Origin of the sequence: Streptomyces sp. NPDC090798 (assembly GCF_044768965.1) — a bacterium.
GTDB lineage: Bacteria > Actinomycetota > Actinomycetes > Streptomycetales > Streptomycetaceae > Streptomyces.
Genome location: NZ_JBIVXA010000004.1, coordinates 128490 through 153332, shown reverse-complemented (window position 1 = coordinate 153332; position 24843 = coordinate 128490). Strand labels below are relative to the sequence as shown.

Below are 24843 nucleotides of genomic sequence, written 5' to 3'. Positions count from 1 at the left end.
CCGTCAGGGGGCCTCAGCTCCGTTCCGTGGGCACTTAGGGAGTGCATAGATGACCGCCTTCAACGCCAACCGCCGCAGATTCCTCGTAGGAGCCGGCGCAGTCGGCGCCGGCGCGCTGCTCAGCAGCTGCGTCACCCAGAGCCCGTCCGCCTCCGGAGGAAAGTCCGGCGGCCCGGTGACCCTGCAGTCCAACCTCTCCTCTCCGCAGGCCAAGACCGCGATGCAGGCGGTCGTCGCCGCCTTCGACAAGCGCGGCGACTCCAAGGCGCAGCTCAACACCGTCGCGTCCGAGACCTTCCGCACCCAGCTGCCGACCTACCTCACGTCGGCCAACCCGCCGGACGCCTACACCTGGTACCCCGGCTCCGTGGCCGAGTCGTACGCCAAGAAGGACCTGCTCCTCGGTCTCGACGACATATGGGAGAAGCCCGAGCTCAGCGGCTACTCCGACGCGCTGAAGAAGCTGTGCACCTCGGCCTCCGGCGGCAAGAAGGTCTTCGTGCCGACCAGCTACTACTGGTGGGGCGTCTTCTACCGCAAGTCGAACTTCGCCAAGTGGGGCGTCAAGGAGCCCAAGACCTGGGACGAGTTCCTCGGCCTGTGCGACAAGCTCAAGAGCAAGGGCGTCGCCCCGATCGGCCTCGGCGCCGGCGGTGACACCCCGTGGGTGGCCTCCACCTGGTTCGACTACCTCAACATCCGCGTCAACGGCGCCGCGTACCACCGCGAACTCCTCGCGGGCAAGCACCGCTTCGACGACCCCGAGGTCCGCAAGGTCTTCGACACATGGGACCAGGCCCGTCCGTACTTCGACCCCAACGGCACGGCGATCCCCTTCCAGGACGCCACCACCGCCCTCCTCCAGGGCCGCACCGGCATGATGCTCATCGGTACCTTCTTCGCCGACGCCGCCCCCAAGGACGCCCTGGGCGACCTGGACTTCTTCCAGTTCCCCATCATCGACCCGAAGGTGCCGGTCGCCGAGGAGGCGCCCACGGACGGCTACTTCGCCAGCGCCCGCACCAAGCGCGCCGACGGCGTCAAGGAGCTGCTGCGCTACCTGGCCTCCGCCGAGGCACAGGAGCTTTACCTCAAGAACTCGTCCGGCACCGCGCTGCCCACGCACCCCGACGCCAAGGACGCCGGCACCCCGCTGGTCCTCAAGGGCCGCAAACTCATCGAAAGCGCCACCGACGTGACGCAGTTCTTCAACCGGGACTCCAGCGACGCGCTCCAGCCGACCGCCGACACGGCGCTCGTGCACTACCTGGCCAAGCCCAAGGAGATCGGCTCCATCCTCACCACGTGGCAGCGCAGCGCACAGAAGATCTGGAGCCAGTGACAATGGCGCTGATCGGCTCCACACGACGGTCCAGGGCCACGCGGGTGCCCCCGGTGGTCCTGGCCTTCGTCCTCGTCCCGCTGCTCGCCGAGGCGTTCTGGGTCTTCTGGCCGGCCCTCCAGGGCTTCTACCTCTCCCTGACCTCTTGGGACGGTCTGTCGGCCCCGAAGTTCGTCGGCCTCGGCAACTTCAGCGAGATGGTGCACGACGAGGTCTTCCGCACCGCCGCGATCAACACGGTGCTGTGGCTGCTGCTCTTCGGCGGGCTGTCCGCCGCGCTCGGGCTCGGTGCCGCGCTGCTGCTCCAGCAGGAGCGGCGCGGCATCGGGTTCTACCGGGCGGCGCTCTTCCTGCCGGTGGTCTTCTCACTGGTCGCGACCGCGCTGGTGTGGCAGGCCATGTACCAGCCGGACGGCCTGATCAACAACGTGCTGCAAGGCGTCGGTCTGGGCGGCTGGAAGCATGCCTGGCTCGCCGACCAGGACACCGCGTTCTACGCGGTGATCGTGCCCGCGCTGTGGCGCCAGGTCGGCTACGTGATGGTGCTGTACCTGGCCGGCCTCAAGGGCATCGACCCCGTGCTGTACGAGGCGGCAAAGGTCGACGGCGCCACCCGCCTGCAGCAGTTCCGGCACATCACCCTGCCGCAGCTGCGCAGCGTCAACGCGGTCGTCCTGTCGGTGATCGTCATCGACTCGCTGCGCTCGTTCGACGTGGTGTGGGCGCTCACCCGCGGCGGCCCGTACCACTCCTCGGAGCTGCTGAGCACCTACATGTACTCCACCGCGTTCCAGTCCCTGCGCCTCGGATACGGCTCCGCACTCGCCGTCGTCATCTTCGTGCTGGCCTTCGGCGTCATCGCGAGCTACCTCGTGCGCGCCTTCCGGGAGGCCGACTCATGACCGCCACCCACGCCACCGCGCACGCCAAGGACTCCGAGGGTCCGGCCGGCGAGCCCCGTCCCGCCAAGGTCGCGGCGCCACGCCGCCCCGCCCTGAGCGGCCGTGCCCTGCGCACCGCCGGTTTCCACCTCTCCGCGGGCCTGCTGTCCGCGCTGTGGCTGCTGCCGATCGCCCTCGTCCTGGTCACCAGCACCCGGACGTTCGACGACATCGCCGCGCACGGCGTCGGCAGCTGGCCGCACTCGTTCACCTTCGACAGCTTCCGGCAGGCCTGGGTGGACGGCGGCCAGCAGCGCGCCCTCATCAACAGCATGCTGGTCACCATCCCCACCGTGCTGCTCTCGCTCGGCCTCGCCTCCATGGCGGCCTTCGCACTCAGCCGCTACGACCTGCCCTTCCGGCGCGTCCTGCTGCTGCTCATGCTCGGCGGCAATCTGCTGCCCCCGCAGATCCTGCTGATCCCGGTCTCCAAGCTCAGCGAACTCCTCGGCATCTACGACCAGTTGTACGCCCTGATCGGCGTGCAGGTCGGCTTCGGCGTCGGCTTCTACGTCTTCGTCCTGCACGGCTTCATGCGGTCGATCCCCGGCGAGATCCAGCAGGCCGCCGTCATCGACGGCGCGAACCCGTGGCAGATCTACTGGCGGGTCATCCTGCCGCTGGCCCGCCCGGCGCTGGCCGCGCTGACCGCCCTGTCGTTCACCTGGATCTTCAACGACCTGCTGTGGGCCATCACGGTGCTGCGCACCGACACCCAGATGCCCATCACCGCCTCCCTCATCGGGCTGCAGGGACAGTACGTGTCCATGTGGAACGTGATCGCGGCCGGCTCGGTGATCGCCGCCGCCCCGACGGTGGCCGTCTTCCTCCGCTTCCAGCGCCACTTCGTGGCCGGACTGAACCTCGGAGCCGTCAAGTGACCGTGCACGACCGGTGGCTGCTGCGCACCGACACCACCACCTACGCGGTCACCCTCGGCGGCGACGACCGCTGGGCCGAACTCGCCGCCTGGGGGCCGCACGGCGTCGAGGACGGGCCGTCGCCCATGGACTGGTCGCGGCGCACCCACTTCATCATCCCCGCCGACGCCGCCCCGGCCGAGTACATCCCGTACGGGCTGCGGCCGTTCACCGGCGCCGACCTGGTCGCCTCCCGCCCCGGCGGCGACCGCGGCAGCTGGTGGCGATTCACCGGCGCCACGCAGGACGGCGACCGGGCGCTGCGCCTGGAGTTCGCCGACGACGTCCTCGGGCTGCGCACGACGCTCCGCTACAAGACGGTGCCAGGCACGGACGTCGTCCTGCGCTGGACGGAGCTGACCTGCACCGGCGAGACCGAGGTACGCCTGGAGCGCTTCGACTCCGCCGCCGTCAACGTGCCCGTCCAGGGCGGCGCGCGCCTGACGTACCTGGCCGGACAGTGGTCGCAGGAGTTCCAGCTGAAGCACATGGAGCTGGAGCGCGGCCGCTTCGAGATGGAGAGCACCCAGGGCTCGGCCGGGCACGCGTACCACCCCTGGCTCGCGGTCCAGGACGCCGTCGCCCCCGCCGAGGGCGCCACCCCCACGTACGGCATCGCCCTGGAGTGGTCCGGCAACTGGCGGATCACCGCCGACGCCGAGCCCGGCGGCGCCGTACGGGTGCGCGCCGGCCGCGTGCCCCACGAGGGCGCGGTCCGTCTCGCCCCCGGCTCCACCCTCGTCACACCCCGGCTGGCCTGCGCCTTCAGCCCGGACGGGCTCGACGGGCTGGCCCGCGTGTGGCACCGCTACGAGCGGCACCTCACCGGCGAGCGCATCCACCGGCAGCGCAAGGTCCTCTACAACTCGTGGGAGGCGACCGGCTTCGACGTCGACGCCGCCGGGCAGCTGGAGCTCGCCAAGACGGCCGCCGACCTGGGCGCCGAACTCTTCGTCGTCGACGACGGCTGGTTCACCGGACGCCCCGACGACACCGGCGGCCTCGGCGACTGGGACCCGGACCCGGCCGAATTCCCCGGCGGGTTCGACCGGTTCGTCGAGGACGTCCGCGCCCTCGGCATGGACTTCGGTCTCTGGGTGGAGCCCGAGGGCATCAGCCCCCGCTCCAGGCTCTACGCCGAGCACCCCGAGTGGGTGTACCGGATCGAAGGCCGGCCGGCGACACTCGTACGCAATCAGCTTCTGCTCGACCTCGGCCGCGAGGACGTCCAGGAGTTCGTCATCAGCACCCTCGACCGGCTGCTCGGCGACCACGCCATCAGCTACCTCAAGTGGGACATGAACCGGCCGCCCACCGAGCGCGGCCGCCCCGGTCACCCGGCCGGTCCCGACCCCGAGGTCCAGGACCTCGACGCCGCCCACGTCGCCGGCTACCTGCGCGTCCTGGACCACCTGCGCAGCGCCCACCCGCACGTCACCGTCGAGGGCTGCGCCGGCGGCGGCGCCCGCGTCGAGCACGCCGCCCTCGCCCGCACCGACGTGATGTGGCCCAGCGACAACACCGCGCCCATGGACCGGCTGCGCATCCAGTACGGCTACCTCCACGCGCACGCCCCGCACACCATGAGCTCCTGGGTCACCGACGCCCCCGGCGTCTTCGACCCGCGCCCCCGCTCCCTGGCCTTCCGGTTCGTCAACTCCATCGCCGGAGTCCTGGGCATCGGCGCCGACATACGCCACTGGACGCCGCCACAGCGCGCCGAGGCCACCGACTGGATCGCTCGCTACAAGGAGATCCGCGACGTCGTCCACCACGGCGAGGTGAGCCTGCTCGGCAGCCCCGCCGACCCGACCTGCGGCATCCAGTACGAGGAGCCGGGCGGTGCCCGCCTGGTCGTGACGGCCTGGAACACCGGCCCGCTCGACGGCGCGCCCCTGGTGCCCGGCAGGGCCGCCCGGCTCCGACTGCGCGGCCTGAGGCCGGACGCCGCCTACACCGACACCGCTACCGGCACCCGCTACAGCGGCGCGTACCTGCTCCACTCGGGACTGCCGTTCGCCTGGACCGCCGGCCACGACGCGGAGCTGACCGTGCTGGCCCGGCAGTGACGACGACGGAAGAATCTGCACCGCCTCTCGAGCGTCTGCACCGCACCGCCCTCTCGAACAGGAGACGACCCACCTCATGAACCCAGCCGCCCGCTTCACCAACCGCGTCGCCGTCGTCACCGGCGCCGCGTCGGGCATCGGCGCGGCCACCGCGGCACGCCTCGCCGCGGAGGGCGCGGCCGTCGTCCTGGTCGACATCGCCGCCGAACGCGGCGAGGAAGCCGCCGAGCGGCTGCGCAAGGACGGGGCCCGGACCCTGTTCGTCGCCGCCGACGTCGCGAGCGAGGACGACTGGCAGCGGGTGATCACCGCCGCCCACGGCTTCGGGCCCGTGGACGTCCTGGTCAGCAACGCGTACACGGTGGCGGTCGCACCGGCCCACGAGACCAGCCTCGTCTCATGGGAACGGCAGCTCTCGGTCAACCTCACCGGCGCCTTCCTGGGCGTCAGGGCGACACTGCCCGATCTGCGCGAGCGCCAGGGGGCCGTGGTGCTCGTCTCCTCCGTCCACGCCCACCGGGGGATCCCCGGCCACCCGGCGTACGCGGCGAGCAAGGGAGCGCTGTTGTCGCTGTGCGGTCAGCTCGCCGTCGAGTACGGCCCCGAGGTCCGCGTCAACGCCGTGCTGCCGGGACCGATCCTGACCGCCGCCTGGGACCGGGTCCCGCAGGCCGAGCGCGAGGTCAGCGTCGCCGAGACCGCGGCCCGCCGCTTCGGCACCCCCGAGGAGGTCGCCGCCGCCGTCGCCTTCCTCGCCGCCGACGAGGCCTCCTACATCACCGGATCAAGCCTGCTCGTGGACGGCGGCTGGAGCGTCACCAAGGCCTCCGCCTGACGGAACCGACCGCTCCAGCCACCGACCGACAAGCCAGAAAGGCAAACACATGACGCCCTACGCGCGCCGCGGAGTGCACGGCCAGACCGTGGAGACCCTTGCCCGCCGGGTGCTCAGCGGCGAGATCCCCGAGGGAGCGACGCTCGACATGGCGGCCCTGCAGAGCGAACTGGACGTCAGCCTGACGGCCCTGCGCGAATCGCTGAAGGTGCTCGCGGCCAAGGGCATGGTCGACGCCCGGCAGAAGCGGGGCACGTTCGTGCGGCCCCGCTCCGACTGGAACCTGCTCGACGCCGACGTGCTGCGCTGGCAGTTCTCCGAGAGCAGCACCGCCGGCGCCGACCCCGCGCTGCTGCGCAACCTCGGCGAGGTCCGCGGCATCATCGAACCCGCCGCCGTGCGGCTGGCCGCGGCCCGCCGCACCGACGCCGACCTCGAGGCGTTGGAGGCGGCACTGACCGCGATGGGCCAGGAGGGCGGCGCGAGCGACGCCGTCGAGGCCGACCTCGCCTTCCACCGGGCGCTGCTCGCGGCCACCCACAACGAACTGCTGGAACGTATGGAGATGGTCATCGAGTCGGGCCTGGCCCAGCGCGACCGGCTCGTGCACAGCGCCGCCCACAGCGAGGACCCGGTTCCCAGCCACCGAGCCGTCCTCGACGCCGTGCGCGAACGGGACCCCGACATCGCGGAACACGCCATGCGCGCCCTGCTCGACCAGGCGACGCGCGACCTCGACAAACTCAGCGGTCCGTCCGCGCCCGAGGGCGCGAACGGCTCCGCCGATGAGAAGGACGGCCAGGCACAGTGAAGATCGCGCGCGTCGAGACCTTTCTCGTCCCGCCCCGGTGGCTGTTCTGCCGCATCGAGACCGACGACGGCGTCGTCGGCTGGGGCGAACCGGTGGTGGAGGGCCGGGCCGAGGTGGTCCGGTCGGCCGTCGAGGTGCTGGCGGAGTACCTGGTGGGCCAGGACCCGCTGCGCATCCAGGACCACTGGCAGGTGCTGAGCAAGGGCGGCTTCTACCGGGGCGGCCCGGTCCTCTCCAGCGCCGTCGCCGGCATCGACCAGGCCCTGTGGGACATCGCCGGCCGCGCCCTCAGGGTACCGGTGCACACCCTGCTCGGCGGCCCGGTCCGCGACACCGTCCGGGTCTACGCCTGGGTCGGCGGCGACGAACCCGAGCGGCTCAAGGAGGAGGTCACCGCCCAGGTCGAGGCCGGCTTCACCGCCGTCAAGATGAACGCCGCCGGGCGCACCCCGCCGATCGGCAGCCCCGCCGAGACGGCTGCCGTCGTCGAGCGCGTGGCGGCCGCCCGCGAGGCCCTGGGCCCGCACCGCGACGTCGCCGTCGACTTCCACGGCCGCTTCAGCGCCGCCAACGCGCGGCGCGTGCTCCACGAGATGGCCCCGCTGCACCCGCTGTTCGTCGAGGAACCCGTCCTGCCCGAGCAGGCACACCTGCTGCCCGGGCTGGTCGCCTCCTCGCCCGTGCCGCTGGCCACCGGCGAACGGCTGTACGGGCGGGCCGACTTCCTCCCGGTGCTGACCGCGGGCGTCGCCGTCGCCCAGCCGGACCTGTCGCACGCCGGAGGGATATCGGAGGTCACCCGGATCGCCTCGCTCGCCGAGACCTTCGGGGCACACCTGGCGCCGCACTGCCCGCTCGGTCCCATCGCACTGGCGGCCAGCCTCCAGGTCGCCTTCGCCACGCCCAACTTCCTGATCCAGGAGCAGAGTCGGGGCATCCACTACAACAAGGACGCCGACCTGCTGTCCTACCTGGTCGACACCGAGCCCTTCCGCTTCGTCGACGGCCGGGCGCACCGCACCGGACTGCCCGGACTCGGCATCGCCGTCGACGAGGACGCGGTCCGGGCCGCCGACCGCTCCGGCCACGCCTGGCGCAACCCCGTCTGGCGGCACGCCGACGGCTCCTTCGCCGAATGGTGAGCGCCACGCGGCTGCCCGTCCGCGTCGCCACCGACCCGGACCACGGCGGACGCTGGACGTCGCTGACCGCGGGCGGCCGCGAGTGGCTGCGGCACCGCGACGAGCCCCGCCGCCGCGTGGTCCGGCCCGGTGACCCCTTCGCCGACGCCGGCGGCCTGGAGGAGTGCGTGCCCACCGTGCGTGGGCTGCCCGACCACGGGGACGCCTGGTCGCGGCCCTGGCGGAGGGCGGGGGAGGAGGACGTCGCGGAGTGCCCCGACTTCCGCCTGACCCGGCGCATCGACGAGCGAGGGGACGCGGTCGTCGCCGACTACACGCTCGCCGCCGAGCCCGGATACCGCTTCGTGTGGGCCGCCCACGCCCTGCTGGACCTCTCCCCGGCCGCCCGGATCGGCGTCGTCGGAACGGCGGAGACCCGCCTCTACCCGGACGAGGACGACCGCTGGGTCGCCGGCAACTGGCCCAGCGTCGACGGCGTACCACTGGACCTGCTCGGCCCGGACGACGGGAGCGCCGTCGGAGCGGTCGTCCTCACCTCCCGGGTGTCCGTGCACGACGGCGCCGACACGCTGCACCTCTCCGTCGAGGCCGAAGGGCAGCCCGTCGCGGTCGCCCTCTGGCGCAATCTCGGCGGCTTCCCCCAGGGCGCGCCGTACCGCTCGATCGGTGTCGAGCCGATGCTCGGCCGCGTCTTCGACCGCGCCGCGGCGGGCGACGGCGACACCGCCGTCGTGCCGCCGACCGGCGAGGCCACCTGGCGGCTCACCGTCACCGCGACCCGCCGCCCCTGAACCACCGTCACCAGAAGGGATGTCGGATGAACCTGCTCGCCGCCCTGCGCGCCCACCGGCTGCTCGCCATCGTCCGCGGCAGCGACCCGGACGCCGCGCTGACCACCGTGCTCACCCTCGCCGAGGAGGGCGTCACCCTCATCGAGGTCTCCCTCTCCGGGCGCGACGCACTCGACGTCATCGCGCGGGCCCGCGCCGCGCTCGGCCCCGACGCGACGCTCGGCGCCGGAACGGTGCTCAGCTCCGACGACGCCCTCGCCGCCCACAAGGCCGGCGCCGCCTTCCTCGTCACCCCGGGGGTCAGCGACGGCATCGCCACCGGGCGGGAACTCGAACTCCCCGTGCTCGCCGGCGTGATGACGCCCACCGACGTCCTCCAGGCACAGCGGCTCGGCGCCGACGCCCTCAAGCTCTTCCCGGCACGCAGCGCCGGGGGCCCCGGCTATCTGCGGGACCTGCGCGGCCCCTTCCCGGAGCTGCCCTTCGTACCCGTCGGGGGAGTGGACGCGGCGGCGGCCGCCGACTACCTGCGCGAGGGAGCCACGGCTGTCGGCGTCGGATCGCCCCTGATCGGCGACGCCGCCGAGGGCGGCGATCTCACCGCCCTGCGGGAGCGAGCCCGCGCCTTCCTTGACGTCGTCCGCGCGGGGGCCCGCCCGTGACCGTCCCCACGGTCCTGGGGACCGACCGCCTCGAACTGGGCGAGGGCATCCGCTGGACGGACGGCCGCGCCGTGCTGACCGACATCCTCACCGGCCGGCTGCTCGCCGTGCCCGAAGGACCCGACGTGCCGCTCGCCCCGATCACCCGACTGCCCTGCCCGCTGGGCGCTGTGGCACCGGTGGAGGGGCACCCCGGCCACTGGATCGCGGCGGCGGGCCCCGGCATCTGCCGCATCGACCCCGAGGGCAGCGTCGACTGGATCGCGCGCCCCGAGGAGGGCGCCCCCGTGCCGATGCGGATGAACGACGGCGTCGCCGACCCGCACGGCCGCTTCTGGGCGGGCAGCATGGCGTACGAGGCCACCGAGGACGCGGGCTCCCTCTACCGCCTGGACCGCGACGGCCGCGTCACCCGTGTCCTGCGGGACGTCACGATCCCCAACGGCCCGGCCTTCAACGCCGACGGCACCGTCATGTACCTCGCCGACAGCGCCCGGGGCGTCATCCGCCGCTACCCGGTCGACCCCGTGAGCGGCGATCCGGGCACCCCCGAACCCTTCGTCACCCTCGGTTCCGGCAGCCCCGACGGCATGACCACCGACATCGAGGGCTGCCTGTGGACCGCCGTCTGGGGCACCGGGCAGGTCCACCGTTATCGCCCCGACGGGGCCCTCGACCGGATCGTCGACCTGCCTGCCGGGCAGCCCGCAGGTCTCTGCCTCGGCGGCGCCGACGGCCGTACGCTCCTCGTCACCAGCGCGGACATCGGCCTGCCCGTCCCGGGACCACTCGACGGCGCCGTCTTCGCGGTCCGAGTGGAAGTTCCCGGCGCCCCGGCCGCCCCGTACCGCCCTGCGCTCCCGTCCGCCCCGGCCCCGGCGGACCGCGCCGGCACTCCCTAGGAAGCCCACCATGAGCACCCACTGGCCACTGCGCCCCGGCCCCGTGGTCTGCGTCGGCGAGACCATGGCCGCCCTCGCCCCCGACCCCCTCGGGCCGTTGGACGGCGCCGACCTGCTGCGCGTCGACATCGCCGGCGCCGAGTCGAACGTCGCCCTCTACCTCGCCGACCACGGCGTCCCCGCCCGCTGGCTCTCCGCGGTCGGCGACGACCCCTTCGGCCGCCGCGTCCGCGCCCGGATCGCCGCGGGCGGCGTCGACGTGAGCGGCGTCCGCACCGACCCGCAGCGGCCCACCGGACTGCTGCTCAAGGACCCGAGCCCCGGCGGGCACGGCACCCGCGTCCACTACCACCGCGCCGGATCCGCCGCCTCTGCCCTCACCCCCGACGTGCTCGACGACCCGGCGGTGGCGGGCGCCGCGCTCGTCCACCTCAGCGGCATCACCCCCGCTCTGTCACCCGGCTGCCGCGCCCTCGTCGAACGCGCGCTGCGCCCCGACCGCCCGTGGCCCGTCAGCTTCGACGTCAACCACCGCCCCGCGCTGTGGACCGGGCGCTCCGCCGCCGACGTGCTGCGGCCGCTCGCGGACCGGGCCGACATCGTGCTCGTCGGCCTCGACGAGGCCCAGGCCCTGTGGGGGGACGGGATCACCGACGCCGAACAGGTCCGAGACCTCCTGTCCGGCCCGCGCGTCCTCGTCGTGAAGGACGGGGACCGCGCCGCCACCGCCTTCGTGGGGGCCACTGCCCACAGCGTGCCCGCTCTGACCGTGCGCGTTGCCGAGCCGGTCGGCGCCGGCGACGCCTTCGCCGCCGGATTCCTCAGCGGCCTGCTGCGGCAACTGCCCCTGGACCGCGCCCTGCGGCTGGGCCATCTGACCGCTGCCTCGGCCCTGAGGGTCGCCGCCGACCACGGCCCGCTGCCGGACCCCGCCCTCGTCGCGGTGCTCCTGGACGCCGATGAGGAGACCTGGCGGACCGCCGTGATCGACTGATTCCTCCGTACGGGACCTTCAGGGGTGCTTCGAGTGCAGGGCTCAGCGTCGGTTGTCGTCCTGATGTTCCGCCGCCGCTGACACTTCCTCGGTGGCGGATTCCTCTTCCCGGGACAGCTCGTCTTCGTGGGACAGGCGGTATGCCACGGCAAGTCCCCAGGGGACACCGAAGAGGAGGACGAGGGCGAGGCCCAGAACGAGGGGAGCCGGGCGTGCGGCACCGACTCCCGCGCACATGACGGCCACGACGACGCAGGTGCGGGCCAGCGGCCGGTAGAGCCCGCGGTCCAGGCGCCAGACGCGCAGGGAGCTCGCGAGCACCATCGTCGCGCAGAGCACGACGGCCGCGCCCCCGCAGAGCACCCAGGCCGTGGCGGCGGGGGTCCGGCTGTCGTGGGCGTGCTCGACGAGGCCGACCATCGCGGCGCCCATGGCGGCCACCGCGGCCGTGAGCGGCATGTGAACCAGCATCCACTGCACGGTGCTCGCGCGCGTGGGCCTCGGCCGCCGGTGTCCGGCGAAGTCGAAGTACGTCCACCAGGCACCGAAGCCGATGACGACGGCGACGAGCCCGACGGCGAGGGTGAGCGCGTTGGTCGGCTCGTGGGCCAGTCCGTCGACGACGCCGGTCACGGTCTCGCCGAGCACGATGATGATGAACAGCCCGAACCGTTCGGTGAGCGCGTCGGTCACGCTGAGCGCGACCGCCTGAACCGGGGTGGCCGTACCGATCATGACCGCGAACCCCGCCAGGTAGGCGACGGCCAAAAGGCCCCACGTCAGCACGCGGACGTCCGCGGGCAGGGCGGCGCTCGCGGCCAGGACGACCGCACAGGCCGCCGTCCCGGTCACGAACAACCTGCTGGGGCGGCGGAATTCGGGGCTGTCACCGCGTGCGGCAAGCAGCCACAGCACCGCCAGCGCCGCGAACAGCACCCCCGCGGTCACGGCGAACGCGACGCCGCGTGCACCGCCTGCCTCGGGGATGAACGCGCCCAGCGGGACGAGCACGAGGATCTGCAGCAGGAACATGCTCCGGCCGCGGGCATCCTCGTGCCCGTGCAGTTCGTGGTGCAGGGTGCCGTTGAACCAGGCGATCCACACCAGTGCGAACACCGCGGCGAACAGACCCAGACCGTGCCAGTCGAGGTCCCCGGCCAGGTGGTGGGCGGCCTGGGCGACCAGCACGACCACGACCAGGTCGTAGAACAGTTCGAGCGGGCCGACCACGCGCTCGCGCGGCTGCTCGCCATGGGCGCGCGGAGGCTGCCACAGCTGACGGCGCAGCCGGGCCCACTGCTCGTGTCGTGAGGTCATGTCGGCAGCGTAGAGCTCTAGCGGACCAGAGCTTCGGACACGGACCACAGCCGGGCCGCGTTCTCCGGGTCCAGGGCGTACGGCGCGACGCCGGCGACGGCACCGGCTCGCTCGGCGACCGGCTCGGACTGCGCACAGTCTTCGAAATAGCGCCCGGTGATGCCCTCCACCGACGGCGAGGCGGCCAACAGCACCGAGGTCGCGGCGCCCTGCTCCACGGTCTTCTGCGGCGGCAGTGCGAGTTCGCCCGAGGCGATGAAGTCGGCCACCTGCTGCATGTCCATGTGCCGGGCCAGGGACGTGTCCGCGATGTTGCCCGGCATCAGCGCGTTGGCGGTGATGCCGTCGCCGGCCCATCGCTCGGCGGCACCGACGGCGAACAGGACGTTGGCGGTCTTCGACTGCCCGTAGGAGGTCCAGGGGTCGTAGGGGCGGTAGCGGTAGTCGAGGTCGTCGAAGACGACGGGCGAGAAGAGGTGGCCGATCGAGGCGACCGAGACGATCCGCGCGCCGTCCGCCGCCGCGAGCGCCGGGTGGAGGCCGACGGCGAGGGCGAAGTGGCCCAAGTGGTTGACGGCGAACTGCGTTTCCCGACCGTCAGGTGTGCGGATGAGGTCCGGCGGGGCCATCACTCCGGCGTTGTTGACCAGGATGTGCAACGGGCCGTGCCAGGCCGCCACGAACGCCGCGACCGTCGACCGGTCGGCCAGGTCGAGCCGCCCGACCGTCAACTGCCCTGACGTGGGCGGAAGTTCAGCCTCCAGGCGTGCCACCACGCGGGCACCCGCGTCGGTGTCCCGCACGGCCAGGGTGACGTCGGCGCCCGCCGATGCGAGTGCCCGGGCCGTCTCCACCCCGATTCCGGAACTGGCTCCGGTCACCACGGCCCGGCGGCCGTGCAGGTCGATGCCGTCGATTACCTCGGCGGCGGTTGTGCTTGCCCCGAACATGGGGGGCGTCTGAGGCACGGACATGAGGTGAGTCTCCTGAATTGAGTTACTTGAGTTACTTGAGTGATTTGAGAAAACCGAGGGCCGCAACCTGGACGGCGGGTCCGGTCGGGTTACCGGGAAGACGCCGAGCCGCCGACGGGAGCCCAGGCGTGCGCGTTGCCCACCGACGTGACACGGCCGAACACGTCGTCCGTGAAGTGCCCGGCGGCGATCACGGTGTCCGGCCGCTGGAGCACGTGGTCGCGCACCGCTCGGGCCTGGTCCGGAGCGACGTCGGAGGAGAACACCAGAGCGGGGTCTCCCACCTGAGCCGGGGAGTGAAGGATGTCTCCCACGATGTAGGCGGATTCGGTGTTGCCACCCGACGGATCCCGTACGACGATCGCCAGATGTCCGGGGGTGTGCCCGGGCGTCGCCTCGACGGTCACCCCGGGCGCGATGCTGTCGCCGCTCCTGACGAACTCGACGACGCCGGCGAGCGGCTTGAGCACTGCCTCGGCGTCCGGTCCGCCCATGGCCGCCGCCCTCGTCGACCAGTACTGCCACTCGTCTTCCGACATGAGATGGCGTGCCCGGGCGAAGGTGAGGCCCGTGGGTGACTCCGTCGTGGGCGCGTTCGGGAGCGGCGCGACATCGCTGGTCCAGCCGACGTGATCGAGGTGCAGATGAGTGAACACCACCGTGTCGATGTCGTCGGCGGACAGTCCTTCCTCGGCGAGGTTCCGCAGCAGCGAACCGCCCTTGAGCTGAGCGACGCCGGGCACGTCCACGTCGATCTTCCCTACGGCCAGATCCACGAGAATCCTCTGGTCCCCGGCGCATATCAGGAAGGATCCGAACGAGAGGATGAGCTGCCCGTCTTCGAGGGACCCGGGGCGCGTCGTCCAGTCCACGCCCGGGAACAGGACGTCTGGGTTGTGTGCGCCGAAACCGTCGGGGAGATAGGTGATCGTCGTTCCGCCGATGGTGATGCGGGACCGTACGGCCGGCTGGGGCATGGGGGGCCTTTCGAGACGCGAGGGCTTGGGGCCGCGTGTGTGGGGGGGCAGGGGTCTTCTGGACCCGCGATGGGATCGTGTGAGGCGCAGGCCGGCTCTCAGCCGTTGAGCGTGCCCATCAGCTCGGGTGCGTAGCGGTCGCCCGTGACCACGCCGTGCGGGGCGACCGCTTCGATCGCGGCGATGTCGTCGGCGGTGAGAGTCACCTCGGTCGCGGCGACGTTCTCCTCGAGGTAGGGGCGGCGCTTGGTGCCGGGGATGGCGACGGCGCCCTGGTGCAGGACCCAGGCGAGCGCCAGCTGGGAGGGTGTGACGTTCTTGTCGGACGCGATGCGGCGGACCTCGCGGACGACGTCCAGGTTGCGGTCGAAGTTCTCGCCCTGGAACCGGGGGTCGGTCCGCCGCCAGTCGTCCTCGGCGAAGTCGTCGGGGCTGGTGATCGCGCCGGACAGGAAGCCGCGCCCCAGCGGGGAGTAGGCGACCAGGCCGATTCCCAGCTCCTGCAGCGTGTCGCGCACCCCGTCCTGTTCGATGCCGCGCTCGAAGAGCGAGTACTCGGTCTGGACGGCGGTCAGCGGGTGGACGGCGTGGGCGCGCCGGATGGTCTGCGCGGAGGCCTCGCTCAGGCCGATGTGGCCGACCTTGCCCTCGGCGACCAGCTCGGCCAGCGCCCCTACGGTCTCCTCGATGGGCACGTTGGGGTCGATGCGGTGCAGGTAGTACAGGTCGACGTGGTCGGTGCCCAGGTGCCGCAGCGAGCGGTCGAGGGCCCGGCGGACGTACTCGGGCCGGCCGTTGAGGCCGAGCGCGCGGCCGTCGTCGGTGATCTCGACGCCGGTCTTGGTGGCGACCACGGCGACATCCCGGCGCCCTGCCAGCGCCTTGCCGAGGAGCTGCTCGTTGATGAAGGGGCCGTAGCTCTCGGCGGTGTCCAGCAGGGTGACGCCGAGCTCCAGGGCGCGGTCGATGGTGGCCAGCGACTCGGTCTCGTCGGTGGCGCCGTAGAACGCGCTCATACCCATGCAGCCGAGGCCTTGGGCTCCGACGGTCAGGCCTTGGCTGCCCAGTGCGCGGTGTTCCATGAGGGTTCCTCTCCGTAACTAACTGGATAGATACATTACCGTAGGCCCGCAGTGTCGCCCGTGTCAATAACTAGATAGTTACTTGCTAGGGTGGCGCGTATGCCACGGGACTCCAGCGCCACCAAGGCCCGGCTGCTCGACGCCGCCTTCTCCGAATTCGCCGCCTACGGCATCGCCGGTGCCCGAGTGGACCGCATCGCGGAGGCCGCGGGAGCGAACAAACGGCTGATCTACGCCTACTTCGGCAACAAAGAGCAGTTGTTCGACGAGGTGTTGCGACGGGCGATGACAGCGGGAGCGGAGTCGGTGCCGTTCGACGTCGAGGACCTGCCCGGCTACGCCGGCGCGATCTTCGACCACCTGGTCGCCAGGCCGGACCTGATGCGCCTACGCCTATGGAAACTGCTGGAGCGCCCCTCCGCCACCGGACTCGAACCGGACGCCTTCCGGCGCAAGGCCACCGAAGTGGCCGACGCGCAGCAGCGTGGCGAGCTCGCCCAGGGGATGGAGCCCGCCGATCTCCTGACCATGGTTCTCGCCGCGGCCCAGGCGTGGTTCTGGGCCGCCGAGGACGTCGGCCCCGAGGAGGTCACCCAGTCCTGGTCGCCGCAGCGGCTGGCCCTGCATCGCTCGGCGGTCGTCGAGGCCGCCCGCCGGATGAGCGAGCCGAAGGCCGCCGGCGAGTAGCGGTCAGGGGCACGCATGGCCGGCGTGCTCATGGGCACGCACGGCTGGCGTACGGAGGGTCCCACCCTCGATGCGGAACGTGCCTCGCCCTCGGCGATTTCTGCCGACCCACGCCCATGCGAGCTGTGTACTGCCGGCAGTCGCGACCTCGCCGGTCCCGCGCGGTCGGCCTGCGCCGGGAGACCCGCCCCGGCCCAGTCGCCTCATCGCCTGTCCAGCCCGGGCGGCGGGATGATCTGCCGTTTGAGGATCTTGCCGGTCGGTCCCTTCGGGAGCGCGTCCGTGATCCATACCTTCCGCGGATACTTGTAGGCGGCGACCTGATGCTTGACGTATTCACGCAGTTCCTCGGCCGTCGTTCGGGCGCCCGGCTTGAGAACGACCGCCGCACCGACCTCCTCACCGAGATCGGAGCTGGGGAGGCCGATGACCGCGGCGTCGGCGACCGCCGGATGCTCGTACAGCACATCTTCGACTTCGCGGGGGTACACGTTGTACCCGCCGCGAATGATCACGTCTTTCGTCCGTCCGATGATCCAGAAGTACCCGTCCTGGTCGACCCGGCCGATGTCGCCGGTGTACAACCAACCGCCACGGATCGCGGCGGCGGTCTCCTCGGGGCGTTGCCAGTACCGCTTCATCACGTTGTGCCCGCGGATCGCGATCTCGCCGCTTTCCCCGTGCGGTACCTCCGTGCCGTTGTCGACCACGCGCATCTCGACGCCCCGGATCGGGGTGCCGACCGAACCGGGCTTGGGTCCGGCCCGCAAGGTGTTGAACGAGGCGACGGGCGACGTCTCCGACAGCCCGTACCCTTCGAGCAGGACACAGCCGAACGCGGCCTGGAAGTCGTGCAGCACCTGGACCGGCATCGCCGCGCCGCCCGTGAGGGACAGGCGCAGCCGGGGGGCGGGGTAGGCGTCCCGGTCGGGCTGCCGCACCAGCCTGCTGAACACCGTCGGCACCCCGGCGAAGACGGTCACCCCGTGCTCGCCGAGGATTCCCAGTGCCTTCCCGGCGTCGAAGCGGGGCAGCAGCGTCAGGCACGCGCCGGAGGCGACGGCGGCGTTGAGAGTGCACGTCTGTCCGAACGCGTGGAACAGTGGCAGCCCACCGAAGATCACGTCGTCGGCGGTGAGCTGGAGCAGGTCGCCGGCCACGATGTCGCAGTTGCGGATGAGGTTGGCGTGGGTCAGTTCGGCGCCCTTCGGCTGACCGGTCGTTCCCGAGGTGTAGAGAATCACCGCGGTGTCGTCCTCGTGCCGGTCGGCCAGGTCCTCGACGGATGGGGCGGACGCAAGCAGAGAATCGAACGCGCCGGGACTGACGACGACCACCTCGGCCTCGGCCTGCCGCGCACCGGTCCGTGCCTCGTCGGCGAAGGCGTCCCAGGCGAACAGGAGCCGGGCGCCTGAGTTGCCGAGGTAGTAGGCCACCTCGCGGGACTTGAGCAGGGGGTTCATCGGGACGACGATGCCGCCGGCCCGGAGTACGCCGAAGTACGCGAGGGCGAACTCGGGGACGTTGGGCAGCATGATCGCCACGCGGTCCCCGGGCTTCACGCCCCGGTCGTGGAGCAGTCCGGCCATCCGGGCGCTGCCCTGGTCGAGCGTGCGATAGGACACGGCGGCGTCCTCGAGACGGAGCGCGGCGCGATCCGGATGAGTCCGGGCGCTGCTCACCAAGTGGGATGCGAGGTTCATGTCGGCTTCTCTCCTCGACTTTCTGGGTCTTTCGGTCGCGCAGCCCCAGCGGGATCGGGAGGGATGCCGACGTCGCTCTCGCCCTCGACAGCAGGGGGCGGATCTTGTTCCGCTCATCCGCTCATCCGCCCGGACGATCTTGCGACCACTGTCCGGCGGCAGCCCCACGGTGCGGGAGGCCGTACCGGCGTCGGAGACTTCGCAGCGAGGGTCCGGGCCAGGGGCAGGGCGACATCGGGCACCTGCGCGAAGGCCCGCGAGCACCTGTCGCGCGGAGCCGGTGTCAGCGGCCCTGCCAGTGCGGTGAGCGCCTTTCCGCGAAGGCGTGGGCGCCCTCCTGCGCGTCGTGGGACGCCAGAACCGGTGCGACGATCTGGTCCTGCTCGGCAAACGCGTCCTCGTCGCTGAACGCTCGCCGCTCGTTGACGACGCGTTTGACGGCTGCCACGGCCAGGGGCGCGTTGCGCGCGATGCTGGTGGCCAGTTCGAGGGCCCGCTGCAGGGCCTGGCCCGGTTCTGTGAGGTGGTTGACCAGGCCCAACCGCTCGGCGCGTTCGGCGGGCAACGGCTCGCCGGTCAGCAGAAGCTCCAGGGCGATGTTGCGCGGGATGCGCTCGGGCAGGCGCACCATGCCCCCTTCGGGGGGCACGATGCCGTAGTGGACCTCGGTCTGACCGAAAGTGGCGTTCCGCGCGGCCACGATCATGTCGCAGGCGAGCGCCATCTCGGTCCCACCGCCCAGCGCGTACCCCTCGACGGCGGCGATGAGCGGGGTCCTGATCCGGGCGCGGGTGATGCCGGCGAAGCCCCGTCCTTCGACGATGGGCTTGTCTCCGGCCGCGAAGGCCTTGAGGTCCATTCCGGCACTGAAGATGCCGCCGGCACCCGTGAGGATGCCGACCAGGAGGTCGTCACGGGACTCCAGACGATCGACGGCAGCCGCCAGAGCCCTGGCGGTGGCCCCGTCGATGGCGTTGCGGGCCCTCGGCCGGTCGATCGTGATCACGTAGATGCCGTCGGTTTCCTCAGTTCGCACGGTCGGCGTGTCGTTGGCCGTAGTCATGATGATGTTTCCCTTCATCCGTCGCGTTGCTGAACCGCGGGTTCAGACGACGGCTTCGGCCTTGCGCAGCTCCTCGATTCCGGCGGCGTCGAAGCCGAGGTCGCGGAGCACGGACTCGGTGTGTTCGCCCAGGTCGGGGGCAGGGCCCGGACGGACCTTCTGTTCCTGGTCCAGTTGGACGGGACTGTCGATGGTCAGGTGCGGGTCGTCGCCGCCGTCGTCGATCGGGACGAACACCCGGTTGGCGAGGAGCTGGGGGTCCTGGGCGCATTCTTCGAGCGTCTGGACGACTCCGTACGTGAGGCCCGCGGCGTCGAGCACCTCGCGCCACTCGGCCAGGGAGCGAGTCGCGAATGTCCTGTCCAGCACGGCGACGATCTCGGCGGCGTGGGCGCGGCGGCTCGGGGTGTCGGCGTAGTGCGGGTTCTCCGCCGCCTCGGGATGACCGATGGCCCTGAGGAAGGGCGGGACCTGCTTGTCCTCGTTGGCGAAGCCGAGGACGAGCCAGCGGTCGTCCGCCGTGCGGTACATGTTCACGAGTGCGTTGGGCGGGTCGGACCGGTCGATGGGGCGGGGGGGCTTCGCCCCGACCAGTACGGCTTGCAGCCACATGCTCGCCGCCCAGGCGCCTTCGGCGAGCAGCGAGGCCGTGACGCGTGCGCCCTGACCCGTCTTCTCCCGCCGGTACAGCGCGGTCATGATCCCGGCGAACAGGGTGATCGCTGTGGAGTGATCGCCCGATCCGAACGCGTTCGTGGCCGGCGGCACGTCCCTTTGGCGTGTGAGGTCCATCAGGCCGCTGCGCGCCCAGTACGCCGTCACGTCGAAGCCGGGCAGATGCGCATCCGGACCCTCCTCGCCGAAGCCGGTGACATCGGCGTAGATCAGCCGGGGATTGAGGGGGGCCAGAGCGTCGTAGTCCAGGCCCAGCTTCTCGCGCGTGTGCGGCGGGAAGTTGGTCACCAGCACATCGGCCCACCTCACCAGACTCTCCAGCACGGGCCGGGCGCCGGGTGACTTGAGGTTGAGCGCGATGCTGCGCTTGTTGCGGTTGTCCAGCTGCCAGGGGTAGTTGACCCCTTCGACCTGGGGGTTGGGAGGTATGCGGCTGAGCGAACGGTATGCGTCGCCCACGTGTGGTGGTTCCACCTTGACGACGTCGGCGCCGAAGTCACCGAGGACGGTGGCCGCGGCGGGCCCGGCAATGAAGCTCGCGAGATCGACGACGTGCAGTCCCTCCAGGAGGGGCGTGTTGCTCATGACTACTCCTTGTCTTCCGCGGGGTCGCGCGCGGTGCCCGGAGCCGACCCGCTGTGGCGGGGCGCCGCGATGCACACCGGGGTCAGCGGCTCGGAGCCACAGGCACGAAGGCGCTGTAGCCGGTGATGTCGCGGCCGACGATCAGCGCCTGCACGGTGTCGGTGCCCTCGTACGTGTCGATCGCCTCGATGTCGCAGAGGTGCCGGGCGACGTGGTAGTCGAGCAGGATCCCGTTGCCGCCGAGCATGTCGCGAGCGTCGGCGAGGATGGCCCGGGCTCGTTCGGTGTAGTGCATCTTGGCCAGCGCGACCCGGGGCATCGAGTACTCGCCCTCGTCCAGGAGCTGGCTGAGCCGGAACTGCATGCACAGCATGTCGGTGATGTCCGCCAGCATGCGGGAGAGCCGGTACTGGACGAGCTGGAAGGTGGCCAGCGGCATCCCGAACTGCTTGCGCTGCTTGGCATAGGCAAGAGCCGTCTCGTAGCCCGCGATGGCGGCGCCGATCGACTCCCAGGCGACGCAGAAGCGCGAAGCAAGCAGGACTTTCTCAGTGTCGCGGAAGGTTTTCACGTTCGCCAGCCGGTTCTCGGCGGGCACCCGGACATCGGTGAGGGAGATCTGCGCGTTCTGGACACAGCGCAGAGCCGTCTTGCCCTTGATGACCTGCGCGTCGAAGCCGGTTGTGCCCTTTTCGACCACGTAGCCGCCCACGTGCCCGTCGTCGCCGCGGGCCCAGACGATCACGTAGTCGGCGAAGGATGCGTTGCCGATCCACCTCTTGTAGCCGTTGAGGACGTAGGAATCACCGTCCCGGCGCGCGGTCGTCTCCAGCTTGACCACGTCCGTGCCGTGGGCGGGCTCGGTCAGGCCGAAGGCGCCGATCTTCTCCAGACGTGCCATCGGCGGCAGGAAGCGCTGCTTCTGCTCCTCGGAGCCGAGCAGCGCGATCGACGTCATGGCCAGGGCCGAGTGGACCCCCATGAACGTCGACATGCTCAGATCGCCCCGGGCCAGTTCGAGGATCACCAGGCCGGCCGTCAGGTTGCTCATCCCCGGGCAGCCGTAGCCGGAAATCTGAAAGCCCGCGATGTCGAGCCGTGCCAGCTTGGGCACCAGCTCGAAGGGGAACTCCGCCCCCTCCCAATACGGGTTGATGATCGGGGTGACCTCCTGGTCCATGAACTCGCGGACCTTCTCGCGAAGGGCCCGCTGCTCGTCGCTGAGCAGGTTGTCCAGCAGGTAGTAGTCGGAGTGCTCCGGTCCGCCCAGTACCGGCGGCTCCACCCCGGACGACTGTCCGTTGCCGCTCGGGGAAGCGCCGTTCGGCACGGTCTGGCTCGGGTCGACCGCTGAGCTCTGTGTCGCCTTCATGTTCCGCTCCTTCAGATCGGGGATCCGATGGCGTCAGTACGAACGACGCTAGGAGGGAGCAGGGACATAGCCACTGGGCGGGGAACACCACATTCATGACCGATTTGGTGTTCATGTAACAATTCGCCGGACAGTCCCTGTGTGTCAGCCTTGCGGCACGGCTCGATGAGAGCCGCGGCGCCGTCGTGCCGCACCTCTCAAGCAGCGAGTACGTGGGTGGACGGCCCGCACTTTCCGTGATCGATCTCGCCCTGAGCGGTCCGCCGGACAGGCCCCGGGCCCCGCTCAGGCGGTGAAGCGGCTCTGGATGTCCGGGCGCTCGGCGAGGTGCGGGGGATAGCCGGGGCCGAGGCGCGGGTGGGTGTCGTCGGCCGTCATCGGTTCCTTGCAGGAGGCGCAAACGACCTCGGCTTCGCTCTGGTGACCGCAGCGGTCGTGGTGGAAGACCACCGGCGGTCCCTGCTCGCCGCTGAGCCAGCGGTTGCCCCAGGCGTTCATGGCAGCCAACACGCCGAAGAAGTCGCGCCCCTTCTCCGTGAGTACGTAGTCATAGCGCACCGGCTCGTGCTGGTAGGCCTTCTTCTCCATGAGGCCCTCGTCGACCAGTCGGCGGAGACGGTCGGTCAAGGTGTTGCGAGCGATGCCGAGCTCCTGCTGGAACGCGTCGAACCGCTTGATCCCGTAGAAGGCCTCCCGCAGGACGAGCGGCGTCCACCAGTCCCCGAGCATGTCCATGGTGCGCGCGACTGAGCACGGCCAGTTCGCGAAAGAGGTCCGCCTCATGGCTTCAGCATATAGGTCTCACCATAGGACTCAGCATTTCGGACTGCGGATCCGCAAGCCGAGCGGGGGGCAGCCGCAGGGGCGGTCGCCACCGCGGGAGAGTAGACCGACGGCGGACAGGTGGTTGACGCCCCCGCCGGTCGGGCGCTGGGCACCCTCATTGCGTCGTCCCGGCGGCACTGCCGTCACCGACGTTCTGGCTGTAGGGACCGCGCTTGTCGAAGCCGAGCGGGGCCACGTAGCCGAGTACCACCTTGCCCCCCGGTCGGGCGCGCAGCGACGCGACCGGCTCCGCATGGCCGTCGTACGGCACTGTGAGCCGGCACTGCGTCGGCAGAGCCGGCCGCGGTGGCGTCGTCCGCTCCGCTGATCCGGACAACGCCGCCGCGCCGCCCGGCGATGTGGGTTTCCGTCTGCTCTGCCCCAGCCGCGGCCGTGCCGCGCCCGTCCGGCTCGGCCGCCGCCGGGCCTGACGGGCGGTGTCATCGAGCGCTTGGGTTACCGGCCCGGCTCGCACTCCATGGCGCGGACCAGGTCGAGGGCCCGGCCCAGGGTGGTGAGCCGGGCGTCCAGCGTCTCGCCGGCGGGGTAGAAGCGAACGGTGTCGACGCCGGCGTCGCGCCACACCCGCAGCCGGTCCCGCACCATGTCCTCGGTGCCGATGAGCGTGGTGCCCAGCACCATCTCGTCGGTGACCAGTTCGGCCGCGCCGTCCCGGTCGCCGGCCTGCCAGCGCTCGCGGACCTCGGCGGCGACGTCGGCCCAGCCCTGGCGGCTGTACGCGTTGTTGTAGAAGTTGGTGCTCGCGGAGCCCATGCCGCCCAGGCTGAAGGCCAGTTCCTTCCTTCGGCCGGCCACCATCGTCCGCAGTGCGTCCTCGTCCTCGGCGAAGGCCACCTCGGCGCCCTGGCAGATGTCGAAGTCCGCCCGTGAGCGGCCGGAAGCGGTGAGGCCCGCGTCCAGGTGGTCGAAGTAGGCCTCTTTGGCGCCCTCGGGCACGAAGCTCGTGCCGAGCCAGCCGTCGGCGATCTCGCCAGTCAGCTGCAGCATCTTGGGCGAGAGGGTCGCCAGGTAGATCGGGATGTCGTGCTCGGCGCGCATCGACAGACGCATGGGCCTGGCATCCCCACCGGGCAGCGGGATCTGGAACTCCCGCCCGGCGTAGGAGACCTTCTCGCCCGCGGCGGCCTGCCGCACGATCTCGACGGTCTCGCGCATCCGTGACAACGGCCGGTCGAAGGGTACGCCGTGCAGTCCTTCGATCACCTGCGGGCCTGATGGGCCGAGTCCCAGCAGGAAGCGCCCCTGGGAGATCTGCGACAGGGTGATCGCCGCTCGGGCGATGGCCATCGGCGTGCGGGTGGCGAGCTGGATGATCCCGGAGCCGAGCAGCATGCGCTCCGTCCGGGCGGCGAGATACCCCAGCGGCGACGGTGCCTCGGACCCCCATGCCTCCGCCACCCAGCAGATGTTCAGACCCAGCTTCTCCACCTCGATGACGAAGTCCACCGTCTCCGGCCAGCTGCCCCCGGATGCCTCGATCGTGGTCGACGTACGCATCACACACTCGCCTTTCCGGACTTCTCCGCAAGCTTCTTGATCGCTGTGAGGGTGACGCTGATGTTGGTCTCGAACTCCCGCATCCGCACGAAGACGATCTTCTGTTCCTTCTCCGGCATGCGGTCGATGGCAAGCGAAAGCCCGGAGCGGCCCGGTCCCAGCTGCATCCACTGCCGCAGCAGAGTGCCGCCGTCCTTGGGGTCGACGGTGAATCGCCAGATCGCCGAAGGCTGCTCGGGGTCCTCGACCGCCCAGGCGAACACCCTGGGCGGCTCGTACTCCACAACGTGTGAGGTGGTGGCCCACTCACCCAGCGCCTCGTGGCTGCTCCGGCCCACGAAGCGGACCCCCGGCGCGGGTTGTGTCGCCCCGTCCAGCCACTCCACCGACTGCAACTCCGCGCTCAGGCTCGGCATCAGCTCGATGTCGGTCACCAGCCCCCATACCCGTTCCGGCGGGGCGGCGATCCAGATCGGCACCTCGACCGTCGGCTTGTCCGCGTAGCGCGCGCCCGTCCATTCCATGGCCCGGCGGCCTCCTCATCTAGTGGTGAAGATCCCCGTGAAGTAGGGATCTGAGCATTGAAGTTGTGTAGATGGACTTACTTGTAAGTCGTGGGCCGCGGCGCTACCGGGTAACGGCAGCAGCCCACGAAC

General features: G+C 71.2%; 23 protein-coding genes. 12 read left to right on the top strand and 11 right to left on the bottom strand.

The window, feature by feature from the left end:
• The first annotated feature begins 49 nt into the window (after positions 1–49).
• The 11 genes from ACIQTP_RS10880 to ACIQTP_RS10830 all read left to right on the top strand — a co-directional run bounded on the left by ACIQTP_RS10880 (position 50) and on the right by ACIQTP_RS10830 (position 11409).
• Positions 50–1342 (top strand): ABC transporter substrate-binding protein, encoded by a 1293-nt coding sequence (locus ACIQTP_RS10880; protein ID WP_403398483.1) that lies wholly within the window; start codon positions 50–52, stop codon positions 1340–1342.
• A 2-nt stretch (positions 1343–1344) separates the two neighbouring features.
• Positions 1345–2244 carry a carbohydrate ABC transporter permease gene (locus ACIQTP_RS10875; RefSeq protein WP_403398481.1) on the top strand — a complete coding sequence of 300 codons (900 nt, stop codon included), beginning with the start codon at positions 1345–1347 and terminating at the stop codon, positions 2242–2244.
• Positions 2241–3164 (top strand): carbohydrate ABC transporter permease, encoded by a 924-nt coding sequence (locus tag ACIQTP_RS10870; RefSeq protein WP_403398479.1) that lies wholly within the window; start codon positions 2241–2243, stop codon positions 3162–3164. The genes ACIQTP_RS10875 and ACIQTP_RS10870 overlap by 4 nt, the downstream gene beginning before the upstream one ends.
• Positions 3161–5272, top strand: a complete 2112-nt coding sequence (locus tag ACIQTP_RS10865; RefSeq protein ID WP_403398477.1) for an alpha-galactosidase — start codon at positions 3161–3163, stop codon at positions 5270–5272. Before ACIQTP_RS10870 ends, ACIQTP_RS10865 begins: the two co-directional genes overlap by 4 nt.
• A 76-nt stretch (positions 5273–5348) precedes the next feature.
• On the top strand, positions 5349–6107 hold the full coding sequence (locus tag ACIQTP_RS10860) for an SDR family NAD(P)-dependent oxidoreductase (protein WP_403398476.1): 759 nt from the start codon (positions 5349–5351) through the stop codon (positions 6105–6107).
• 49 nt (positions 6108–6156) lie between these two features.
• Positions 6157–6918, top strand: a complete 762-nt coding sequence (locus ACIQTP_RS10855) for a FadR/GntR family transcriptional regulator (protein WP_403398474.1) — start codon at positions 6157–6159, stop codon at positions 6916–6918.
• Entirely contained in the window at positions 6915–8060 is a 1146-nt protein-coding gene (dgoD, locus tag ACIQTP_RS10850) for a galactonate dehydratase (protein WP_403398471.1), read from the top strand. Before ACIQTP_RS10855 ends, dgoD begins: the two co-directional genes overlap by 4 nt.
• A complete protein-coding gene (locus tag ACIQTP_RS10845; protein ID WP_403398469.1) occupies positions 8054–8851 on the top strand; it encodes a hypothetical protein in 798 nt (265 codons plus the stop codon). The genes dgoD and ACIQTP_RS10845 overlap by 7 nt, the downstream gene beginning before the upstream one ends.
• A gap of 26 nt (positions 8852–8877) precedes the next feature.
• A complete protein-coding gene (locus ACIQTP_RS10840) occupies positions 8878–9513 on the top strand; it encodes a bifunctional 4-hydroxy-2-oxoglutarate aldolase/2-dehydro-3-deoxy-phosphogluconate aldolase (RefSeq protein WP_403398467.1) in 636 nt (211 codons plus the stop codon).
• Complete coding sequence (locus ACIQTP_RS10835) at positions 9510–10415, top strand: SMP-30/gluconolactonase/LRE family protein (RefSeq protein WP_403398464.1); 906 nt, start codon at positions 9510–9512, stop codon at positions 10413–10415. The genes ACIQTP_RS10840 and ACIQTP_RS10835 overlap by 4 nt, the downstream gene beginning before the upstream one ends.
• A gap of 10 nt (positions 10416–10425) precedes the next feature.
• Positions 10426–11409, top strand: coding sequence for a sugar kinase (locus tag ACIQTP_RS10830; RefSeq protein ID WP_403398462.1), 984 nt, complete (start codon positions 10426–10428; stop codon positions 11407–11409).
• A 42-nt stretch (positions 11410–11451) separates the two neighbouring features.
• On the opposite strand, the gene ACIQTP_RS10825 is transcribed toward ACIQTP_RS10830, so the two are convergent.
• From ACIQTP_RS10825 to ACIQTP_RS10810, 4 genes are all read right to left on the bottom strand, one after another.
• Positions 11452–12726: a low temperature requirement protein A gene (locus tag ACIQTP_RS10825; protein WP_403398459.1), complete on the bottom strand. Its 1275-nt coding sequence runs from the start codon at positions 12724–12726 to the stop codon at positions 11452–11454.
• 17 nt (positions 12727–12743) lie between these two features.
• Positions 12744–13700: an SDR family NAD(P)-dependent oxidoreductase gene (locus ACIQTP_RS10820; RefSeq protein ID WP_403398457.1), complete on the bottom strand. Its 957-nt coding sequence runs from the start codon at positions 13698–13700 to the stop codon at positions 12744–12746.
• A gap of 89 nt (positions 13701–13789) precedes the next feature.
• Positions 13790–14677: an MBL fold metallo-hydrolase gene (locus ACIQTP_RS10815; protein ID WP_403398454.1), complete on the bottom strand. Its 888-nt coding sequence runs from the start codon at positions 14675–14677 to the stop codon at positions 13790–13792.
• A 98-nt stretch (positions 14678–14775) separates the two neighbouring features.
• Complete coding sequence (locus ACIQTP_RS10810; RefSeq protein ID WP_403398452.1) at positions 14776–15759, bottom strand: aldo/keto reductase; 984 nt, start codon at positions 15757–15759, stop codon at positions 14776–14778.
• Between the two features lie 99 nt (positions 15760–15858).
• Between ACIQTP_RS10810 and ACIQTP_RS10805 the strand changes: the two genes are divergently transcribed.
• Positions 15859–16446, top strand: coding sequence for a TetR family transcriptional regulator (locus tag ACIQTP_RS10805; protein WP_402049123.1), 588 nt, complete (start codon positions 15859–15861; stop codon positions 16444–16446).
• A gap of 203 nt (positions 16447–16649) precedes the next feature.
• Here the strand turns inward: ACIQTP_RS10805 and ACIQTP_RS10800 are convergent, their stop codons facing one another.
• The 7 genes from ACIQTP_RS10800 to ACIQTP_RS10770 form a co-directional block, all read right to left on the bottom strand.
• Positions 16650–18149, bottom strand: a complete 1500-nt coding sequence (locus ACIQTP_RS10800) for a long-chain fatty acid--CoA ligase (RefSeq protein ID WP_403398450.1) — start codon at positions 18147–18149, stop codon at positions 16650–16652.
• A 283-nt stretch (positions 18150–18432) separates the two neighbouring features.
• Positions 18433–19212, bottom strand: a complete 780-nt coding sequence (locus tag ACIQTP_RS10795) for a crotonase/enoyl-CoA hydratase family protein (RefSeq protein WP_403398448.1) — start codon at positions 19210–19212, stop codon at positions 18433–18435.
• A gap of 42 nt (positions 19213–19254) precedes the next feature.
• Positions 19255–20472 carry a CaiB/BaiF CoA transferase family protein gene (locus ACIQTP_RS10790; protein WP_403398446.1) on the bottom strand — a complete coding sequence of 406 codons (1218 nt, stop codon included), beginning with the start codon at positions 20470–20472 and terminating at the stop codon, positions 19255–19257.
• A gap of 82 nt (positions 20473–20554) precedes the next feature.
• Entirely contained in the window at positions 20555–21844 is a 1290-nt protein-coding gene (locus ACIQTP_RS10785; RefSeq protein ID WP_403398443.1) for an acyl-CoA dehydrogenase family protein, read from the bottom strand.
• A 285-nt stretch (positions 21845–22129) separates the two neighbouring features.
• Complete coding sequence (locus ACIQTP_RS10780; protein ID WP_403398441.1) at positions 22130–22627, bottom strand: winged helix-turn-helix transcriptional regulator; 498 nt, start codon at positions 22625–22627, stop codon at positions 22130–22132.
• Positions 22628–23125: 498 nt separating this feature from the next.
• Positions 23126–24187 carry an LLM class flavin-dependent oxidoreductase gene (locus ACIQTP_RS10775; protein ID WP_403398439.1) on the bottom strand — a complete coding sequence of 354 codons (1062 nt, stop codon included), beginning with the start codon at positions 24185–24187 and terminating at the stop codon, positions 23126–23128.
• Positions 24187–24711: an SRPBCC family protein gene (locus tag ACIQTP_RS10770; protein ID WP_403398437.1), complete on the bottom strand. Its 525-nt coding sequence runs from the start codon at positions 24709–24711 to the stop codon at positions 24187–24189. Before ACIQTP_RS10770 ends, ACIQTP_RS10775 begins: the two co-directional genes overlap by 1 nt.
• Positions 24712–24843: the final 132 nt, after the last annotated feature.

Excerpts from the sequence above, each read along its gene's own strand:
- ACIQTP_RS10880 (WP_403398483.1), top strand. The coding sequence starts at position 50 with ATGACCGCCTTCAACGCCAACCGCCGCAGATTCCTCGTAGGAGCCGGC.
- ACIQTP_RS10875 (WP_403398481.1), top strand. The coding sequence starts at position 1,345 with ATGGCGCTGATCGGCTCCACACGACGGTCCAGGGCCACGCGGGTGCCC.
- ACIQTP_RS10870 (WP_403398479.1), top strand. The coding sequence starts at position 2,241 with ATGACCGCCACCCACGCCACCGCGCACGCCAAGGACTCCGAGGGTCCG.
- ACIQTP_RS10860 (WP_403398476.1), top strand. The coding sequence starts at position 5,349 with ATGAACCCAGCCGCCCGCTTCACCAACCGCGTCGCCGTCGTCACCGGC.
- ACIQTP_RS10855 (WP_403398474.1), top strand. The coding sequence starts at position 6,157 with ATGACGCCCTACGCGCGCCGCGGAGTGCACGGCCAGACCGTGGAGACC.
- ACIQTP_RS10845 (WP_403398469.1), top strand. The coding sequence starts at position 8,054 with ATGGTGAGCGCCACGCGGCTGCCCGTCCGCGTCGCCACCGACCCGGAC.
- ACIQTP_RS10840 (WP_403398467.1), top strand. The coding sequence starts at position 8,878 with ATGAACCTGCTCGCCGCCCTGCGCGCCCACCGGCTGCTCGCCATCGTC.
- ACIQTP_RS10830 (WP_403398462.1), top strand. The coding sequence starts at position 10,426 with ATGAGCACCCACTGGCCACTGCGCCCCGGCCCCGTGGTCTGCGTCGGC.
- ACIQTP_RS10825 (WP_403398459.1), bottom strand. The coding sequence starts at position 12,726 with ATGACCTCACGACACGAGCAGTGGGCCCGGCTGCGCCGTCAGCTGTGG.
- ACIQTP_RS10820 (WP_403398457.1), bottom strand. The coding sequence starts at position 13,700 with ATGTCCGTGCCTCAGACGCCCCCCATGTTCGGGGCAAGCACAACCGCC.
- ACIQTP_RS10815 (WP_403398454.1), bottom strand. The coding sequence starts at position 14,677 with ATGCCCCAGCCGGCCGTACGGTCCCGCATCACCATCGGCGGAACGACG.
- ACIQTP_RS10810 (WP_403398452.1), bottom strand. The coding sequence starts at position 15,759 with ATGGAACACCGCGCACTGGGCAGCCAAGGCCTGACCGTCGGAGCCCAA.
- ACIQTP_RS10805 (WP_402049123.1), top strand. The coding sequence starts at position 15,859 with ATGCCACGGGACTCCAGCGCCACCAAGGCCCGGCTGCTCGACGCCGCC.
- ACIQTP_RS10800 (WP_403398450.1), bottom strand. The coding sequence starts at position 18,149 with ATGAACCTCGCATCCCACTTGGTGAGCAGCGCCCGGACTCATCCGGAT.
- ACIQTP_RS10795 (WP_403398448.1), bottom strand. The coding sequence starts at position 19,212 with ATGACTACGGCCAACGACACGCCGACCGTGCGAACTGAGGAAACCGAC.
- ACIQTP_RS10790 (WP_403398446.1), bottom strand. The coding sequence starts at position 20,472 with ATGAGCAACACGCCCCTCCTGGAGGGACTGCACGTCGTCGATCTCGCG.
- ACIQTP_RS10785 (WP_403398443.1), bottom strand. The coding sequence starts at position 21,844 with ATGAAGGCGACACAGAGCTCAGCGGTCGACCCGAGCCAGACCGTGCCG.
- ACIQTP_RS10780 (WP_403398441.1), bottom strand. The coding sequence starts at position 22,627 with ATGAGGCGGACCTCTTTCGCGAACTGGCCGTGCTCAGTCGCGCGCACC.
- ACIQTP_RS10775 (WP_403398439.1), bottom strand. The coding sequence starts at position 24,187 with ATGCGTACGTCGACCACGATCGAGGCATCCGGGGGCAGCTGGCCGGAG.
- ACIQTP_RS10770 (WP_403398437.1), bottom strand. The coding sequence starts at position 24,711 with ATGGAATGGACGGGCGCGCGCTACGCGGACAAGCCGACGGTCGAGGTG.